Annotated in this window: 15 protein-coding genes; 11 read left to right on the forward strand and 4 right to left on the reverse strand. The window is 71.1% G+C overall.

The window, feature by feature from the left end; genetic code table 11:
- Window positions 1-58: 58 nt before the first annotated feature.
- From recR to HB370_RS21880, 6 genes are all read left to right on the forward strand, one after another.
- Window positions 59-658: a recombination mediator RecR gene (recR, locus tag HB370_RS21855; protein WP_030790916.1), complete on the forward strand. Its 600-nt coding sequence runs from the start codon at window positions 59-61 to the stop codon at window positions 656-658.
- Window positions 651-1,313: a DUF5063 domain-containing protein gene (locus tag HB370_RS21860; RefSeq protein ID WP_030790918.1), complete on the forward strand. Its 663-nt coding sequence runs from the start codon at window positions 651-653 to the stop codon at window positions 1,311-1,313. Before recR ends, HB370_RS21860 begins: the two co-directional genes overlap by 8 nt.
- Window positions 1,314-1,480: 167 nt before the next feature.
- The gene (locus HB370_RS21865; RefSeq protein ID WP_030790921.1) at window positions 1,481-2,752 is read left to right on the forward strand and encodes an aspartate kinase; all 1,272 of its coding nucleotides are present in this window, start codon (window positions 1,481-1,483) and stop codon (window positions 2,750-2,752) included.
- Between the two features lie 36 nt (window positions 2,753-2,788).
- Window positions 2,789-3,883: an aspartate-semialdehyde dehydrogenase gene (locus HB370_RS21870; protein WP_051816097.1), complete on the forward strand. Its 1,095-nt coding sequence runs from the start codon at window positions 2,789-2,791 to the stop codon at window positions 3,881-3,883.
- A 312-nt stretch (window positions 3,884-4,195) separates the two neighbouring features.
- Window positions 4,196-4,876, forward strand: coding sequence for a SigE family RNA polymerase sigma factor (locus tag HB370_RS21875; protein ID WP_078637745.1), 681 nt, complete (start codon window positions 4,196-4,198; stop codon window positions 4,874-4,876).
- A 113-nt stretch (window positions 4,877-4,989) separates the two neighbouring features.
- A complete protein-coding gene (locus HB370_RS21880; RefSeq protein WP_030790927.1) occupies window positions 4,990-6,081 on the forward strand; it encodes a hypothetical protein in 1,092 nt (363 codons plus the stop codon).
- An 83-nt stretch (window positions 6,082-6,164) separates the two neighbouring features.
- Here HB370_RS21880 and HB370_RS21885 read toward each other — a convergent pair whose 3' ends face one another.
- Both HB370_RS21885 and HB370_RS21890 read right to left on the reverse strand, forming a co-directional pair.
- Entirely contained in the window at window positions 6,165-6,956 is a 792-nt protein-coding gene (locus tag HB370_RS21885) for an SURF1 family protein (protein WP_208974426.1), read from the reverse strand.
- 43 nt (window positions 6,957-6,999) lie between these two features.
- Window positions 7,000-7,779: a class I SAM-dependent methyltransferase gene (locus HB370_RS21890; protein ID WP_037702903.1), complete on the reverse strand. Its 780-nt coding sequence runs from the start codon at window positions 7,777-7,779 to the stop codon at window positions 7,000-7,002.
- Between the two features lie 223 nt (window positions 7,780-8,002).
- On the opposite strand from HB370_RS21890, the gene HB370_RS21895 reads away from it, so the two are divergent.
- Entirely contained in the window at window positions 8,003-9,808 is a 1,806-nt protein-coding gene (locus HB370_RS21895) for a prolyl oligopeptidase family serine peptidase (protein WP_030790934.1), read from the forward strand.
- 71 nt (window positions 9,809-9,879) lie between these two features.
- On the opposite strand, the gene HB370_RS21900 is transcribed toward HB370_RS21895, so the two are convergent.
- Both HB370_RS21900 and HB370_RS21905 read right to left on the reverse strand, forming a co-directional pair.
- Complete coding sequence (locus HB370_RS21900; RefSeq protein WP_030790937.1) at window positions 9,880-10,446, reverse strand: dihydrofolate reductase family protein; 567 nt, start codon at window positions 10,444-10,446, stop codon at window positions 9,880-9,882.
- 318 nt (window positions 10,447-10,764) lie between these two features.
- The gene (locus tag HB370_RS21905) at window positions 10,765-11,220 is read right to left on the reverse strand and encodes an ATP-binding protein (protein WP_037702882.1); all 456 of its coding nucleotides are present in this window, start codon (window positions 11,218-11,220) and stop codon (window positions 10,765-10,767) included.
- A 245-nt stretch (window positions 11,221-11,465) separates the two neighbouring features.
- On the opposite strand from HB370_RS21905, the gene HB370_RS21910 reads away from it, so the two are divergent.
- The 4 genes from HB370_RS21910 (at window position 11,466) to HB370_RS21925 (ending at window position 13,511) form a co-directional block, all read left to right on the forward strand.
- A complete protein-coding gene (locus HB370_RS21910) occupies window positions 11,466-12,320 on the forward strand; it encodes a helix-turn-helix transcriptional regulator (protein ID WP_030790943.1) in 855 nt (284 codons plus the stop codon).
- An 11-nt stretch (window positions 12,321-12,331) separates the two neighbouring features.
- Entirely contained in the window at window positions 12,332-12,532 is a 201-nt protein-coding gene (locus HB370_RS21915; RefSeq protein ID WP_030790945.1) for a DUF397 domain-containing protein, read from the forward strand.
- Window positions 12,533-12,742: 210 nt separating this feature from the next.
- Window positions 12,743-13,009: a hypothetical protein gene (locus HB370_RS21920; RefSeq protein WP_030790948.1), complete on the forward strand. Its 267-nt coding sequence runs from the start codon at window positions 12,743-12,745 to the stop codon at window positions 13,007-13,009.
- Window positions 12,978-13,511 (forward strand): DUF6879 family protein, encoded by a 534-nt coding sequence (locus HB370_RS21925; RefSeq protein ID WP_030790950.1) that lies wholly within the window; start codon window positions 12,978-12,980, stop codon window positions 13,509-13,511. Before HB370_RS21920 ends, HB370_RS21925 begins: the two co-directional genes overlap by 32 nt.
- Window positions 13,512-13,520 lie beyond the last annotated feature (9 nt).

A 13,520-nucleotide genomic window follows, 5' to 3' on the forward strand; every position in this document is an offset into this window, starting at 1 on the left:
GGCGGAGGAGGAAGCCGACTACCGTACGTACCGAAAGGTCTCCAGGAAGGGCAGTCCGTTGTACGAAGGCGTGGTCCAGGACCTCATCGACGAACTGGGGCGGCTGCCCGGCGTCGGTCCCAAGAGCGCGCAGCGGATCGCCTTCCACATCCTCCAGGCGGAGCCGGCCGACGTGAAGCGGCTCGCGCACGCCCTGATGGAGGTCAAGGCGAAGGTCCGCTTCTGCGCGACCTGCGGCAACGTGGCGCAGGAGGAACTGTGCGGCATCTGCCGCGACCCGCGCCGCGACCCCGCCGTCATCTGTGTGGTGGAGGAGCCCAAGGACGTCGTCGCGATCGAGCGCACCCGCGAGTTCCGGGGCCGCTACCACGTACTCGGCGGCGCGATCAGCCCCATCGAGGGCGTCGGACCCGACGACCTGCGTATACGGGAACTTCTCGCGCGGTTGGCCGATGGGACGGTCACGGAGCTGATCCTGGCGACGGACCCGAATCTGGAGGGCGAGGCGACGGCCACGTACCTCGCCCGCATGATCAAGCCCATGGGCCTGAAGGTCACCCGCCTGGCCAGCGGCCTCCCGGTGGGTGGCGACCTGGAGTACGCGGACGAGGTGACCCTCGGCCGCGCCTTCGAGGGGAGACGATTGCTGGATGTCTGACGCCACGCTGCATGCCACGACGCAGAACCCGGACGACTTCGCGGTGCAGATCGCGGACCAGGTGGAGAGCTTCCTGGTGGCCGTCACGGAGGTGGCCAGGGGCGACGAGCCGGGCTCGGCGGTCCCCTTCCTCCTCCTGGAGGTCTCCCAGCTGCTGCTCGCCGGCGGCCGGCTGGGCGCCCACGAGGACTTCGTCCCCGACGAGCGCTACGAGCCCGACCCGGGCCCCGAGCCGGACGTGGACGGGCTGCGCGAGAACTTCGCCCGGCTGCTGGACCCGGTCGACGTCTACTCGGAGGTCTTCGACCCGTACGAGCCCCGCAAGGCGCCCGTGCCGGCCCGGATCTCCGACGACCTCGCCGACATCATCACCGACCTCAGGCACGGCATGGCCCACTACCGCGCGGGCCGCGCCACCGAGGCGCTGTGGTGGTGGCAGTTCTCGTACTTCTCCAACTGGGGGGCGACGGCCTCGGCGGTGCTGCGCGCGCTGCAGTCCGTCCTCATCCACGTCCGGCTGAACCAGCCGCTGGAGGAGCTGGACGGCCTGGACACCGACCAGGCCGACATCGGCGACGAGACGCTGGAGTTCGAGGCGGGCCGGGTCATGGCCGAGGAGATCGGCGCGCCGCTGGGCATCCGCCCGGCGAAGTAGCGGACCGGGCGGCTGCCCTGTGAGCCAGGGCACTTTCGGAGTGCTGCGCGGCCCGCTGGGCAGGGTCGGACCTGGGCGGACGATGTCTCACCATGCGGGAGCAGGTGGGTGGAATTCGGACGCTCGATAGACTGAGCCGACATAAACGAACCGAGCGAGGAGCGCACGTGGGCCTTGTCGTGCAGAAGTACGGAGGCTCCTCCGTAGCCGATGCCGAGGGCATCAAGCGCGTCGCCAAGCGGATCGTGGAAGCGAAGAAGAACGGCAACCAGGTTGTCGTCGTCGTTTCCGCGATGGGCGACACGACGGACGAGCTGATCGATCTCGCCGAGCAGGTGTCTCCGATGCCTGCCGGGCGGGAGTTCGACATGCTGCTGACCGCCGGAGAGCGGATCTCCATGGCCCTGCTGGCGATGGCGATCAAAAACCTGGGCCACGAGGCCCAGTCGTTCACGGGCAGCCAGGCGGGCGTGATCACCGACTCGGTCCACAACAAAGCCCGGATCATCGACGTCACGCCGGGCCGGATCCGCACCGCGCTGGACGAGGGCAACATCGCGATCGTCGCCGGGTTCCAGGGCGTCAGCCAGGACAAGAAGGACATCACCACGCTGGGGCGCGGCGGGTCCGACACGACGGCCGTGGCGCTCGCCGCCGCGCTCGACGCCGAGGTCTGCGAGATCTACACCGACGTCGACGGCGTGTTCACCGCCGACCCGCGGGTGGTGAAGAAGGCCCGCAAGATCGACTGGATCTCCTTCGAGGACATGCTGGAGCTGGCCTCGTCCGGTTCCAAGGTGCTGCTCCACCGCTGTGTGGAGTACGCCCGCCGTTACAACATCCCGATCCATGTCCGGTCCTCGTTCAGCGGACTGCAGGGCACGTGGGTCAGCAGTGAGCCGATTGGGGACAAGAAGGTGGAGCAGGCCATCATCTCCGGTGTCGCGCACGACACCTCCGAGGCCAAGATCACGGTCGTCGGTGTGCCGGACAAGCCGGGTGAGGCCGCCGCGATCTTCCGGACCATCGCCGATGCCGAGGTCAACATCGACATGGTCGTGCAGAACGTGTCCGCCGCCTCCACGGGGCTGACGGACATCTCCTTCACCCTGCCGAAGACCGAGGGCCGCAAGGCCATCGACGCGCTGGAGAAGAACCGTCCCGGCATCGGCTTCGAGTCGCTGCGCTACGACGACCAGATCGGCAAGATCTCCCTGGTCGGCGCCGGTATGAAGACCAACCCGGGCGTCACCGCCGCGTTCTTCGAGGCGCTGAGCAACGCGGGTGTGAACATCGAGCTGATCTCGACCTCCGAGATCCGTATCTCGGTCGTCACGCGCGCCGACGACGTGCCCGAGGCCGTCCGTGCCGTGCACACCGCCTTCGGGCTCGACTCCGACTCCGACGAGGCCGTCGTCTACGGAGGCACCGGCCGATGAGCCGGAGCACGGCCCGATGAGCCGGGGGCCGGCCCGATGACCGGCAGGCCGACGCTCGCGGTCGTGGGAGCGACCGGGGCCGTCGGCACGGTCATGCTCCGGATCCTGTCCGAGCGCGCGGACATCTGGGGCGAGATCCGGCTGATCGCCTCCGCGCGCTCGGCCGGCCGCAAGCTGACCGTGCGCGGGGCCCAGGTCGAGGTGACGGCCCTGTCGGAGGACGCCTTCGACGGGGCCGACATCGCGTTGTTCGGCGTTCCCGGGGAGGTCGCCGCCGCCTGGGCGCCGGTCGCCGCCGCGCGCGGCGCGGTCGTCGTCGACGGCTCCGGTGCCTTCCTGGCCGACGCGGATGTGCCGCTCGTGGTGCCCGAGGTCAATCCGCACGCGCTGCGCTCCCGCCCGCGCGGGATCGTCGCGAGCCCCGGCAGCGCCACCCTGACGATGATCGTCGCCCTGGGCGCGCTGCACGCCGAGTACGGCCTGCGCGAGCTGGTGGTGTCGTCGTACGAGGCGGCGAGCGGGGCCGGGCGGGCCGGGGTGGACACCCTGCGGGCCCAGCTGGCCCTGGTGGCCGGGACCGAGCTGGGCACACAGCCGGGCGACCTCAGGCGGGCCGTCGGGGACGCCACCGGGCCGTTCCCGGAGCCGGTCGCGCTGAACGTCGTACCGTGGGCCGGGCCGCCGCGGGCGGACGGCTGGTCGGCGCGGGAGCTGGCGGTGCGCGAGGAGACCCGCAAGGTCCTCGGCCTGGCCGCGCTGCCGGTCGCCGTGACCTGCGTCCAGGTGCCGGTGGTCACCACGCACTCGCTGACCGTGCACGCCCGCTTCCAGCGCGAGGTCGCGGTCGACGGCGCCCGGGAGATCCTCGCGACCGCGCCGGGCGTGGTGCTGTGCGACGACCCGGCCGCCGGCGAGTTCCCCACCCCGGCCGACGTGGTGGGCACCGATCCGACCTGGGTCGGGCGGCTGCGCCGGGCCCTGGACGATCCGGCCGCGCTGGAGTTCTTCGTGTGCGGCGACAACCTGCGCAAGGGCGCCGCCCTGAACTGTGTGCAGATCGCGGAGTTGCTCGCCGGGCCGGCCGGCGGGGAACCGGCCGGGGCGGACCGGCCCGGTGTGACCGGTTTGTAGGAGCCGCGTAAGAAGTGTGGCCGGGAGCATGGTCCAATTCCCTTGAACCGTCCCTCTTGGCAGCAGAGGATTTCTCTCCCCGCCTTCCGCAACCGTACGGAGGGCGGGGAGCGTCTTTGCGGTCACCCTTGCGGGGCCTGGGGGCGTGATGATCCTGGCGTGGGGACGCCGTGATCGGGGCGTGGGGACGCCCGTTCAAATGGGACATAAGGGAAGAGCGGGACGCATGACGGCACTTGAGGCACGGCCGGTTGTCGCACATGTGACGCCCGGCACGTACAACCCCCGAGGGGGGAGACGTGTCCAACTGGCGTGGCAGAGGTACTCGAACTCAGTGTGGCCCCCGGCGGCGCGGCCCTGCGGCCGCGTCCGGCGCTCCGGCCCCGCACGTCCGGCGGCATGCCGGTGATCGCGCCCATGCCCGCAGCGCGGCCCGCCCGCATACCCAGTCAGCGTGACGGCGCCGAGGAGACTCCGGGTGCCGCGACGGCCGAGGCCGTCGGGACCACCGTCGACCACCTCACCGAGACCTACCGGGCGCACTACCGCTCGCTGCTGGGTCTCGCCGCGCTCCTCCTCGACGACACCGCCTCCTGCGAGGACGTCGTCCAGGAGGCGTTCATCCGTGTCCACTCGGCCCGCAGACGCGTCCGCGACCCCGAGAAGACCCTCGCCTATCTGCGGCAGACGGTCGTCAACCTCTCCCGGTCCACGCTGCGCCGCCGCATCCTCGGCCTGAAGCTGCTCTCCAAGCCGATGCCCGACATGGCGAGCGCGGAGGAGGGCGCCTACGACCAGCTGGAGCGCCGGGAGCTCATCAAGGCGATGAAGGGCCTCCAGCGCCGCCAGCGCGAGGTGCTCGTGCTGCGGTACTTCGCGGACATGACCGAGGCCCAGGTCGCCGAGACGCTCGGCATATCCCTCGGCTCGGTGAAGGCGTACGGCTCGCGGGGCATCGCCGCGCTGCGGGTGGCCATGAGGACACCGGCATGAGCGGCCGCGCCGAAGGGGGCGACCCCCATGAACGTCACGAGCCCTACGCCTGGCACGAGCCGGCACACCGCGACGGGCAACCGCACACGCCAACGCACGCTGGGAACGGAACTGTGAACCACGGCCCCGACGGCACGGGCCCCGAGCGGCCCGGCCCGGTCACCGACGCACCGGACGGCCTCGACGCGGACGAGCCGGACCTGCGCCGCCTGCTGCACTCGGCGGTGGAGGACATCGAGCCGCGCGGGGACAGCCTGGAGCACCTGCGCCGGGCGATCCCCGCCCGCCGCGCCCGCAAGCGCCAGGCGGCGGTCGGCATGGCGGCGGCGGCCCTGTTCATCGGCACCGCGATCCCCGCCCTGGTGCACGTCTCGAACTCCGGCGGCTCCGACCCCAACACCGCCATGGCCGGCCAGACCTCCCAGGCCCAGGGCGGCACCGGCCAGGGCAAGGACAAGGGCACCGTCGGCAAGGCCGGCGAGAAGGACACCGGGAGCGCGAAGCCCAAGCCCGGCAAGGAGCCGGACAAGGGCGCCGGGAAGGACCGGAAGGACGGCCACCGCGCCGGCTCCCCCGGCGGCGCCGGGCCCTCGGCCAGTGCGGCCGCCGGCATCCCGGCGTGCTCACCGGGCCGGCTGGGCTCCGCGAGCGGCACCGTGAACGCCCCCGACTCCGCGGGCGTGGTCTCCGGCACCTTCCGCGTCGTCAACGTCTCCGGCACGGCCTGTACGGTGTCCGGCCCGGGCAGCGTCACCACCGCGGCCCAGGGCGCGGCGGACCCGGCCAAGGTCGTCGCCGTACGGCACACCGCGGGGGACCAGGCGGCCACGGCCCTGCCCGACCCCTCCCTGGAGGTCGCCTCGCTGGTCCTCGAGCCCGGAGCGGCCTACGAGGAGAGGTTCGCCTTCGTGCCCTCCGAGACCTGCCCCGTCACCGGCGGCGAGGGCACCGACGGCGGCTCCGGCACGGGCGGTCCGTCACCGGACCCGTCGCCCACCCAGGAGGCGGGCGCCACCGGCAGCCCGACCGACACCGGCACCGGGTCGCCGGGCGTCACGGCACAGCTGGTCACCGAGGGCGGCACGGCCGAGGGCAGCGTCGCGGTCACCCACACGGCGCAGGACGGCGCACCGTCGGCGACCGCGGTGGTACCGGGGGCGTGCGCGGGGACGGTGTACTACACGGGGCTGCTGGCGGGCCAGTAGGCCCGGTGGCCGGCGCGGGTCCTGCCGGGCCTTCAGGGGTTCTTCCGGCCGGCGCCGGCCCAGGTCGGCCGCGCCGGCCCGGGTCAGCCGCTCGGGACCGGTGTCCGCTCCGCGTCCTCCGGGACCAGGCCCAGCGCCGCGTCCCGCTGGAACTCCAGCTCCCGCCGCAGCAGCCGGAACCACATGAACACCACGAACCCGGCGAACACGAACCACTCGCCGGTGTAGCCGAGGTTCTGGAACGCCTTCAGGTCCAGCCCCGTACCGCTCGGCGCGCTCGCGGGCACGGCCTTCATCCCGGCGTCGGCCTTGTCCAGCGTCACCCACGCGTCGTACAGCCGGTCCGGCACCAGGTTGACCAGCGACGCCGAGCTGATCGCCGCCGTCTGCCCGGCCGGCAGCCCGCCCTGCGCGGTGACCCCGTTGTCCCCCGGGGTCTCGGATGCCTGGAGCGCGCCGGTGACGGTGACCTCGCCGGCGGGCGGGGCGGGAGCCTTCGCGGGGTCCGCCGTGCCCGGCAGCCAGCCCCGGACCACGGGCAGCGCCTTGCCGGAGTCGGTGCGCAGCAGGGTGAGGACGTAGAAGCCGCGCTTGCCGTCCAGCTCCCGGCCGGGCACCAGCAGCTGCTTGCCGTAGTGTCCGCGGGCCGTGACCCGCCGGCCCGAGGTGCTCTTGTCGACGGGAAGCATGGCGTCCAGCGGGCGCGCGGCCTCGGTCCGGTCGGACGTGGCCTGCTCGGTCGCGGCGCGGTGGTCCTGCACCCGCCCCTCGAACCGGCTCAGCTGCCACGACCCCATGAAGACGCAGAACGGGATGGCGAGCAGCACGAAGACGTTGATGCCCCACCAGCGGGGTGTCAGCAGAAACCGGTACACGCCCTCCACGGTACGGCGCCCGGCCCGGTGCCCCGGCCCCGGGTCAGCTCTTGCTCGCCTTCAGGGAGTAGATCAGCGGGACGCGCGGATGGCCCGCGGGGAAGCGGTGGTAGCCGTCGCGGACCTCGAAGTTCGCGAAGCGCGGGAAGAGCGAGACGTCGTGCTCGTGCAGGAACTCCACGCGCAGCCCGGCGGCGGCGAGCGCGGAGACGACGTCCCCGAGGGTGTGCTGCCACTCCACGCTGCGGTTGTGGACGGTGGCGGCGTCCGGGTCGGCGTAGGTGCCTGGTTCGTTCCACACCTGTGCGTCGCGGGCGAAGTAGTCCCGCACGATCCGGGTGCCGGTCTCGTCGTCCAGGGACTCGGTGAGCGGGTGGAACTCGGCGAGGTACAGGAAGCCGCCGGGCGCGACGAGGGAGGCCGCCGTCTCCGCCCAGCGCCGGATGTCCGGCAGCCAGCACAGGGCACCGAGCCCGGTGTAGACGATGTCGTACGACGGCTCGGGCACGGCGCCGGGAGCGTCGTACACGTCGCCGGCGACGAAGGCCGCCCGCTCGGGGCCGTAGCCGAGGTCGGCCGCGAGGGCGCGGGCCGCCTCCACCGCGGGCACGGAGAAGTCCAGGCCGACGACGCGGGCGGCGCCCCGGTGCGCCCAGGAGAGGGTGTCGGTGCCGATGTGGCACTGCAGGTGCAGGAGCGTCCTGCCGGTGACGTCGCCGACCTCTGCCGTCTCGAAGTCGCGCAGGTCGTCGCGGCGGGTGCGGAAGCCGGCGAGGTCGTAGAAGGGACTGGCGACGTGGAGGGGCACCCGCTCGTCCCACATGGCCCGGTTGTCCTCCCGCCAGCCGTCGGGGGTGCGGCTTTCGGGGATGCCTTCGGGTGTGCGGCCTTCGAGGCGGGACGGGGAGGGACCTTCGATACCGGATCCGTCGGATATGGGCGAGGAGGCGGCGGAAACGCTCATGCCCGGAAGTTATCCACAGGCTGCGCACACCCGCCACCCAATTGTCGGCGCGGCCAGGCAGTATGGGCGCATGACTGGGGCCATGAGTGAGAGCAGGACGCCGGACACTACGGACATGCCGGACTGGGAGCGGCGTTTCAGGGCGCCGCGGGTCTCGCTGCCCGACTGGGCGGAGGACGCGCCGGACCGCGCCCTGTTCGTGTCGAACGCGACGGGGACGTACGAGCTGTACGCGTGGGACCGCGCGACGGGCGAGCGGCGGCAGGTGACGGACCGGCCGAACGGCACGACGGACGGCGTGCTCTCCCCGGACGGCGCGTGGATCTGGTGGTTCGACGACAAGGACGGCGACGAGTTCGGCATCTGGCGCCGCCAGCCCTTCACGGGCGGCCCGGACGAGCCGGCCGTCCCCGGCCTCGCCCCGTCCTACCCGGCCGGCCTGGCCCTGTCCCGCGACGGCCGCACGGCGGTCGTGGGCCGCTCCACGGACGACGACGGCACGACGATCCACCTGGCGCGCGAGGGCGCGGAGACGGTGGAGATCTACCGGCACCGCGAGTCCGCGGGCGTCGGCGACCTCTCGTACGACGGCTCGCTGATCGCGATCGAGCACACCGAGCACGGCGACGCCATGCACGCCGCCCTGCGGGTGCTGCGCCCGGACGGCACGACGGTCGCCGAGCTGGACGACACCAAGGGCGGTGTCGAGGAACTGGGCCTGGAGGTGCTGGGCTTCGCCCCGGTCGACGGCGACACCCGGCTGCTCATCGGCCATCAGCGCCGGGGCCGCTGGGAGCCGATGGTGTGGGACGTGGCGACGGGCGAGGAGACGGACCTGGCGCTGGACCTGCCGGGCGACCTCGGCGCCGAGTGGTACCCGGACGGCTCGGCCCTGCTCGTCGTGCACGGCTTCGAGGCCCGCAGCGAGCTGTTCCGGTACGACCTGGCGGCCCGCGAACTGACCCGCATCCCGACCCCGCCCGGCACGGTCTCCGGTGCGACGGCCCGTCCCGACGGCAGCGTGGAGTTCCTGTGGTCGTCGGCCGCCGAGCCCCCGGCGGTGCGGTCCACGGCCGGTGGTGTGGTGCTGGACTCCCCGGGCATGGCGTGCCCTCCGTCGGTGCCGGTGGAGGACGTGTGGGTGGAAGGGCCCGGCGGCCGTATCCACGCCCTCGTCCAGAAGCCGGCGGGCGCCACGGGCCCCCTCCCCACCGTCTTCGACCTGCACGGCGGCCCGACCTGGCACGACAGCGACTCCTTCGCGGCGGGCCCGGCGGCCTGGGTCGACCACGGCTACGCGGTGGTCCGCGTCAACTACCGCGGCTCCACCGGCTACGGCCGCGCCTGGACCGACGCGCTCAAGCACCGGGTGGGCCTGATCGAGCTGGAGGACGTGGCCGCGGTCCGGGAGTGGGCGGTCTCCTCGGGCCTCGCCGACCCCGCGCGCCTGATCCTCACCGGCGCGTCCTGGGGCGGCTACCTCACCCTGCTCGGCATCGGCACCCAGCCGGACGCCTGGGCGCTGGGCATCGCGGTGGTGCCGGTCGCGGACTACGTGACGGCGTACCACGACGAGATGGAGTCCCTGAAGGCCATGGACCGCACGCTGCTGGGCGGCACCCCCGAGGAGGTCCCGGACCGCTTCGCCGCGTCCTCCCCGCTCACCTACGTCGACCAGGTCAAGGCCCCGGTCTACATCTCGGCGGGCGTCAACGACCCCCGCTGCCCGATCCGCCAGATCGACAACTACGTCAAGAGACTCGAAGCCCGCGGCGCGACCCACGAGGTCTACCGCTACGACGCGGGCCACGGCTCCCTGGTGGTCGACGAACGCATCAAGCAGGTGAGACTGGAACTGGACTTCGCGGCACGGCATTTGCCGTCCTGACCCGGGCCCGCCTCGCCGGCTTCCCGGCACGGGCGTCGGGGAACGTCACGTCGACGCCCGCCGGATGGCACTCACGTCCGGCGGGAAGCCGCTGGGTGCTTCCGTACGCGGAAGCGGAGCATCGTGACGGCGCCCGACCGGGTGGTGCTGAAGGGCTCCAGGTCGATCCTGCCGAGGGTCGGGGGCGAGAAGCGGACACCGTCGCCGAGCAGCACCGGTAGGACATACACCAGGATCTCGTCGACGAGCCCGCGCCGCAGGCACTGGGCGGCCACGTCGGCACCAAGGATCTCCAGGTTCTTGCCGCCCGCGGCGCCGCGTGCCGTGGCAACGGCTTCCTCGATGCCACAGGTGAGGAACGTGACGGCGGGGTCCGGCTCGTCGGGAGGCTCATGGGTGAGGACGAACTGTGCTCCCCCGTCGTAGACGGTGTCCTGGTCGGCCATACGCTTGGCCACCTCGTACGTACCCCGGCCGACGAGCATGGCGCCCGTGGCCGCCATGACCTCCGGGAACGCGTCCGCGGTCAGGTACTCGAAGATCCAGTCCATCGCGTGGCCAGGACCGGCGATGAACCCGTCCAGCGACATCGCCCTGTTCACGACCACTTTGCCGGTGCCGCTGCTCACATCACTCATGCGCCTTGTCCAAGAGTCCTGGAGGCCGGGGGGGGGCGAATCATAGTCCGGCCGACGGGAAGGCGACGGCAGGAGTCGCACGCGTATCTGCGGTGGCCCGACGCGAACAACCGGCATCCGGATGCGCTGGTCGCACGGCGTCGGGAACGTGCCTGGGTGCGGAGTGAACGACATGCGGGGTCGTCCCCAGTCCCGGGCCGCTGACCAACCCGCTGATCGTTTGTGGTCACCGCCGGTAGATCGCCAACAGCGAGAGCAGAGCGAGCCCGACCGACATGGCTACCAGACACATCGTCATGCGGCCGACACCGATGCCGATCACTGCGGAGCCTCCGCGGCCGCCCGAAGCTCGAACCAGACGGCTTTCGACCGTGGCGAGAGACCACCGAAGAAGGTGATCCCCCAGCGAGCGGCGTGTGCCTCGACCAGGGCGAGACCACGTCCGTGCTCGAACTCCTCGTGCCGGGGTTGTTTGGGCGCGGGCAAAGGGCACGGTCTGTTGTCGTGCACCCGGACGAGGACTCTCTCGTCGCCGATCGAGACGTCGATGGCGAGCCGCGGCGACCGAGTGTGCCGGATGGCGTTGGTGACTACCTCGGACATACAGAGAGTTCCCGGCTCGACCAGTGAGGGGTGCTGCACGCCGATGAGGGTCACGAGGAAGTCGCGCGCGATCTTCGGCGCGCGCGGGGTGTGGGGGGTACTGAGCCGGTAGCGCTCGGCGTGAGGGCCGAGAAACGGTACGGACGGGGTTAAGGCGGAGGCATGGGGCATGTCTCGTCTCCCAACGCGGTGTGGTTGCCGCGCCTTGCGCCACCGTGGCCCGTCCGTTCCCCCGGGCACCCGCGTACGGGCGTGCAGAACGGCTGCGCTGCGGATTTACCGGCGCGCTGCGCGATGCACCCGAGCGTAGGGGCCATGTATGCCCCGGAGCAAGGTTGCTCCATAAGTATGGTGATAGGCGATGGACCGGTAGCACGGATGCGCGGAACACTGGGCGCGGACAGGGGAAGGGACGCATGCCGCCGAGGGACAACCCAACGGCCCGCCAAGTACGTCTTGGCGCCGAGTTGCGAAAGCTGCGTGAGCGTGCAGGCAGGACTGCTCGCGAGGCGGCAGCGCTCATCTCGACCGATCAGGCCAAGATCTCGCACATCGAAGCGGGCCGGGTCGGCGTCAGCGAGGAGCGGATCCGTCGCCTCGCCGTCTTCTACAACTGCAACGATGACGCCCTGATCGAGGCACTTTGTGCCATCGCTTCCGAGCGTCGCGGCCAGCACTGGTGGGACGACTACCGCGGCATCCTCGCTCCCGGCTTCCTGGACATCGCCGAACTCGAACACCACGCCACGTACCTGCGGTTCCTGCAACCGGTCACGTTCCCCGGGGTGTTGCAGATCGAGGAGTACGCTCGGGCGTTGTTCGCCGGCGTCGTTCCGAGACTTCCCAACGAGGAGATCGAGGCTCGGGTCGAGCATCGTATGCGGCGAGGGCGACTGTTCGAGCGAGAGAACCCGACGCGCGTCGAGGCCATCGTGCACGAGGCCGCCCTGCGTATGCGGGTGGGAGGCCGCAAGGTGGCCCGTGACCAACTCGCCTACGCGCTGGAAGCGTCCGCCGCGCCGTGGCTGACGCTGCGGGTAATTCCCTTCGCATCCGAGGATTTCATCGAGGTCACGCAAACCGTGATGTATGCGGGCGGTACGGTCCCGCAACTGGACACGGTGCACATCGACACGCCCTTCGGTGGTCGCCTTCTGGACGCGTCCGCAGACCTCGACCGGTACCGAACCCTGCTCGACTTCGCACGGCAGGCATCGCTGACACCAGAAGAGTCGCGAAACTTCATTCACCACATCGCTAGAGAACTGTGAGAACTCCAGAAATGGCCGACGGCATCAAGTGGCAGAAGTCAAGTTTCTCCGGGGGCGGCGGCGAACAGTGCCTGGAGACCGCGGAGAACAACGGGCAGATCCTCTTCCGGGAGAGCGACAACCCGGACCTGATCATCACGACCAGCCGGGAGAAGCTCGCCGCGTTCATCCTCGGGGTGAAGGCGGGCGAGTTCGATCACTTCGTGAACTGAGCCGACCAATAAGCAGCATCAGTGCCCTTGTCCATCCGGCCGGGGGTACTGCTGTGTGGTCAGTAGGTGGTAGCGGTTCCGAGTGACCCTCGCCCGCGGCTGGTTCAGGCCGAGGTCGTTCCCGGCGCGCTCCGGGCCCTTGACGATGCTCGTAGTGGTCGGAAACGTCACACGTAAGAACACGCAACCGGTTTGACCCGGGAGGGCAGCATGGACCTGCGGTTCATCGGTATGGACCCGAACACGGGGGGCGAGGGATCGCCGACCGTGTGGGTGGAAGAGGGAACGGCTGACCTGGTACTCCAGGGCGTCAAAGCCGAGGAGATGCTGGAAGCGCTGATCAGTGGTACGGAGTGGGTCGCCGGTCACGCGGTGGGGATCCCCGCCCACGAGACGGTGATCCGCATTTCGGCCCGCATGGTGCCGATCCTGAGGGAGGCGTGCGATGTCGCAGAACGGCGTGCCGAGCTTCGCTGAGCTGCTGGCCGGTACGCGCCGCAGTGCGGTGCATTTGGAGATGCGGGACGTGTACGGCGTTGGTGACGAGGCCGAGGAGTTCGAGCAGTTCAAGCTCACCGGCCACGTCGATCTCGATCCGACGGCGCGGTGGTGGCCCGGCTGGTTGGGCATGGTGCGGGACGCTGTGGGCCGTGGTGTGGTGATGCGTCGGGCCAGGATCGTTTCCGAGCCCGTGACGGACTACATCCGATGGGAACACGCGACCACCCCACTGAACGTCGACGCCGGTGAACTCGTGCGCTGGCTGCCCCGTCGGCGAGCCGTGGACATCGCCTTGCCAGGAGCCGACTTCTGGTTGTTCGACGACCGCTTGGTGCAGTTCAACATCTTCACCGGGAACGGTGACTGGGCGGATCCGGCGAAGGAGTTGAGCGAGGACCCCGCCGTCGTGAAGCTGTGCTCAGAGGCGTTCGAGGCCGTGTGGGAGCGTGCGGTCGACCACGAGAAGTTCACTGTCTGACCCCAGCCT

The sequence above is a fragment of the Streptomyces sp. DSM 40868 genome, assembly GCF_011820545.1.
Classification (GTDB): Bacteria; Actinomycetota; Actinomycetes; order Streptomycetales; family Streptomycetaceae; genus Streptomyces; species Streptomyces eurythermus.

Bases quoted from the DNA above. Each gene is read 5' to 3' on its own strand.
- HB370_RS21920 (WP_030790948.1), top strand. From the start codon at position 12,743: ATGGACCTGCGGTTCATCGGTATGGACCCGAACACGGGGGGCGAGGGA.
- HB370_RS21910 (WP_030790943.1), top strand. From the start codon at position 11,466: ATGCCGCCGAGGGACAACCCAACGGCCCGCCAAGTACGTCTTGGCGCC.
- HB370_RS21900 (WP_030790937.1), bottom strand. From the start codon at position 10,446: ATGAGTGATGTGAGCAGCGGCACCGGCAAAGTGGTCGTGAACAGGGCG.
- HB370_RS21905 (WP_037702882.1), bottom strand. From the start codon at position 11,220: ATGCCCCATGCCTCCGCCTTAACCCCGTCCGTACCGTTTCTCGGCCCT.
- HB370_RS21870 (WP_051816097.1), top strand. From the start codon at position 2,789: ATGACCGGCAGGCCGACGCTCGCGGTCGTGGGAGCGACCGGGGCCGTC.
- HB370_RS21890 (WP_037702903.1), bottom strand. From the start codon at position 7,779: ATGTGGGACGAGCGGGTGCCCCTCCACGTCGCCAGTCCCTTCTACGAC.
- HB370_RS21925 (WP_030790950.1), top strand. From the start codon at position 12,978: ATGTCGCAGAACGGCGTGCCGAGCTTCGCTGAGCTGCTGGCCGGTACG.
- HB370_RS21895 (WP_030790934.1), top strand. From the start codon at position 8,003: ATGAGTGAGAGCAGGACGCCGGACACTACGGACATGCCGGACTGGGAG.
- HB370_RS21860 (WP_030790918.1), top strand. From the start codon at position 651: ATGTCTGACGCCACGCTGCATGCCACGACGCAGAACCCGGACGACTTC.
- HB370_RS21915 (WP_030790945.1), top strand. From the start codon at position 12,332: ATGGCCGACGGCATCAAGTGGCAGAAGTCAAGTTTCTCCGGGGGCGGC.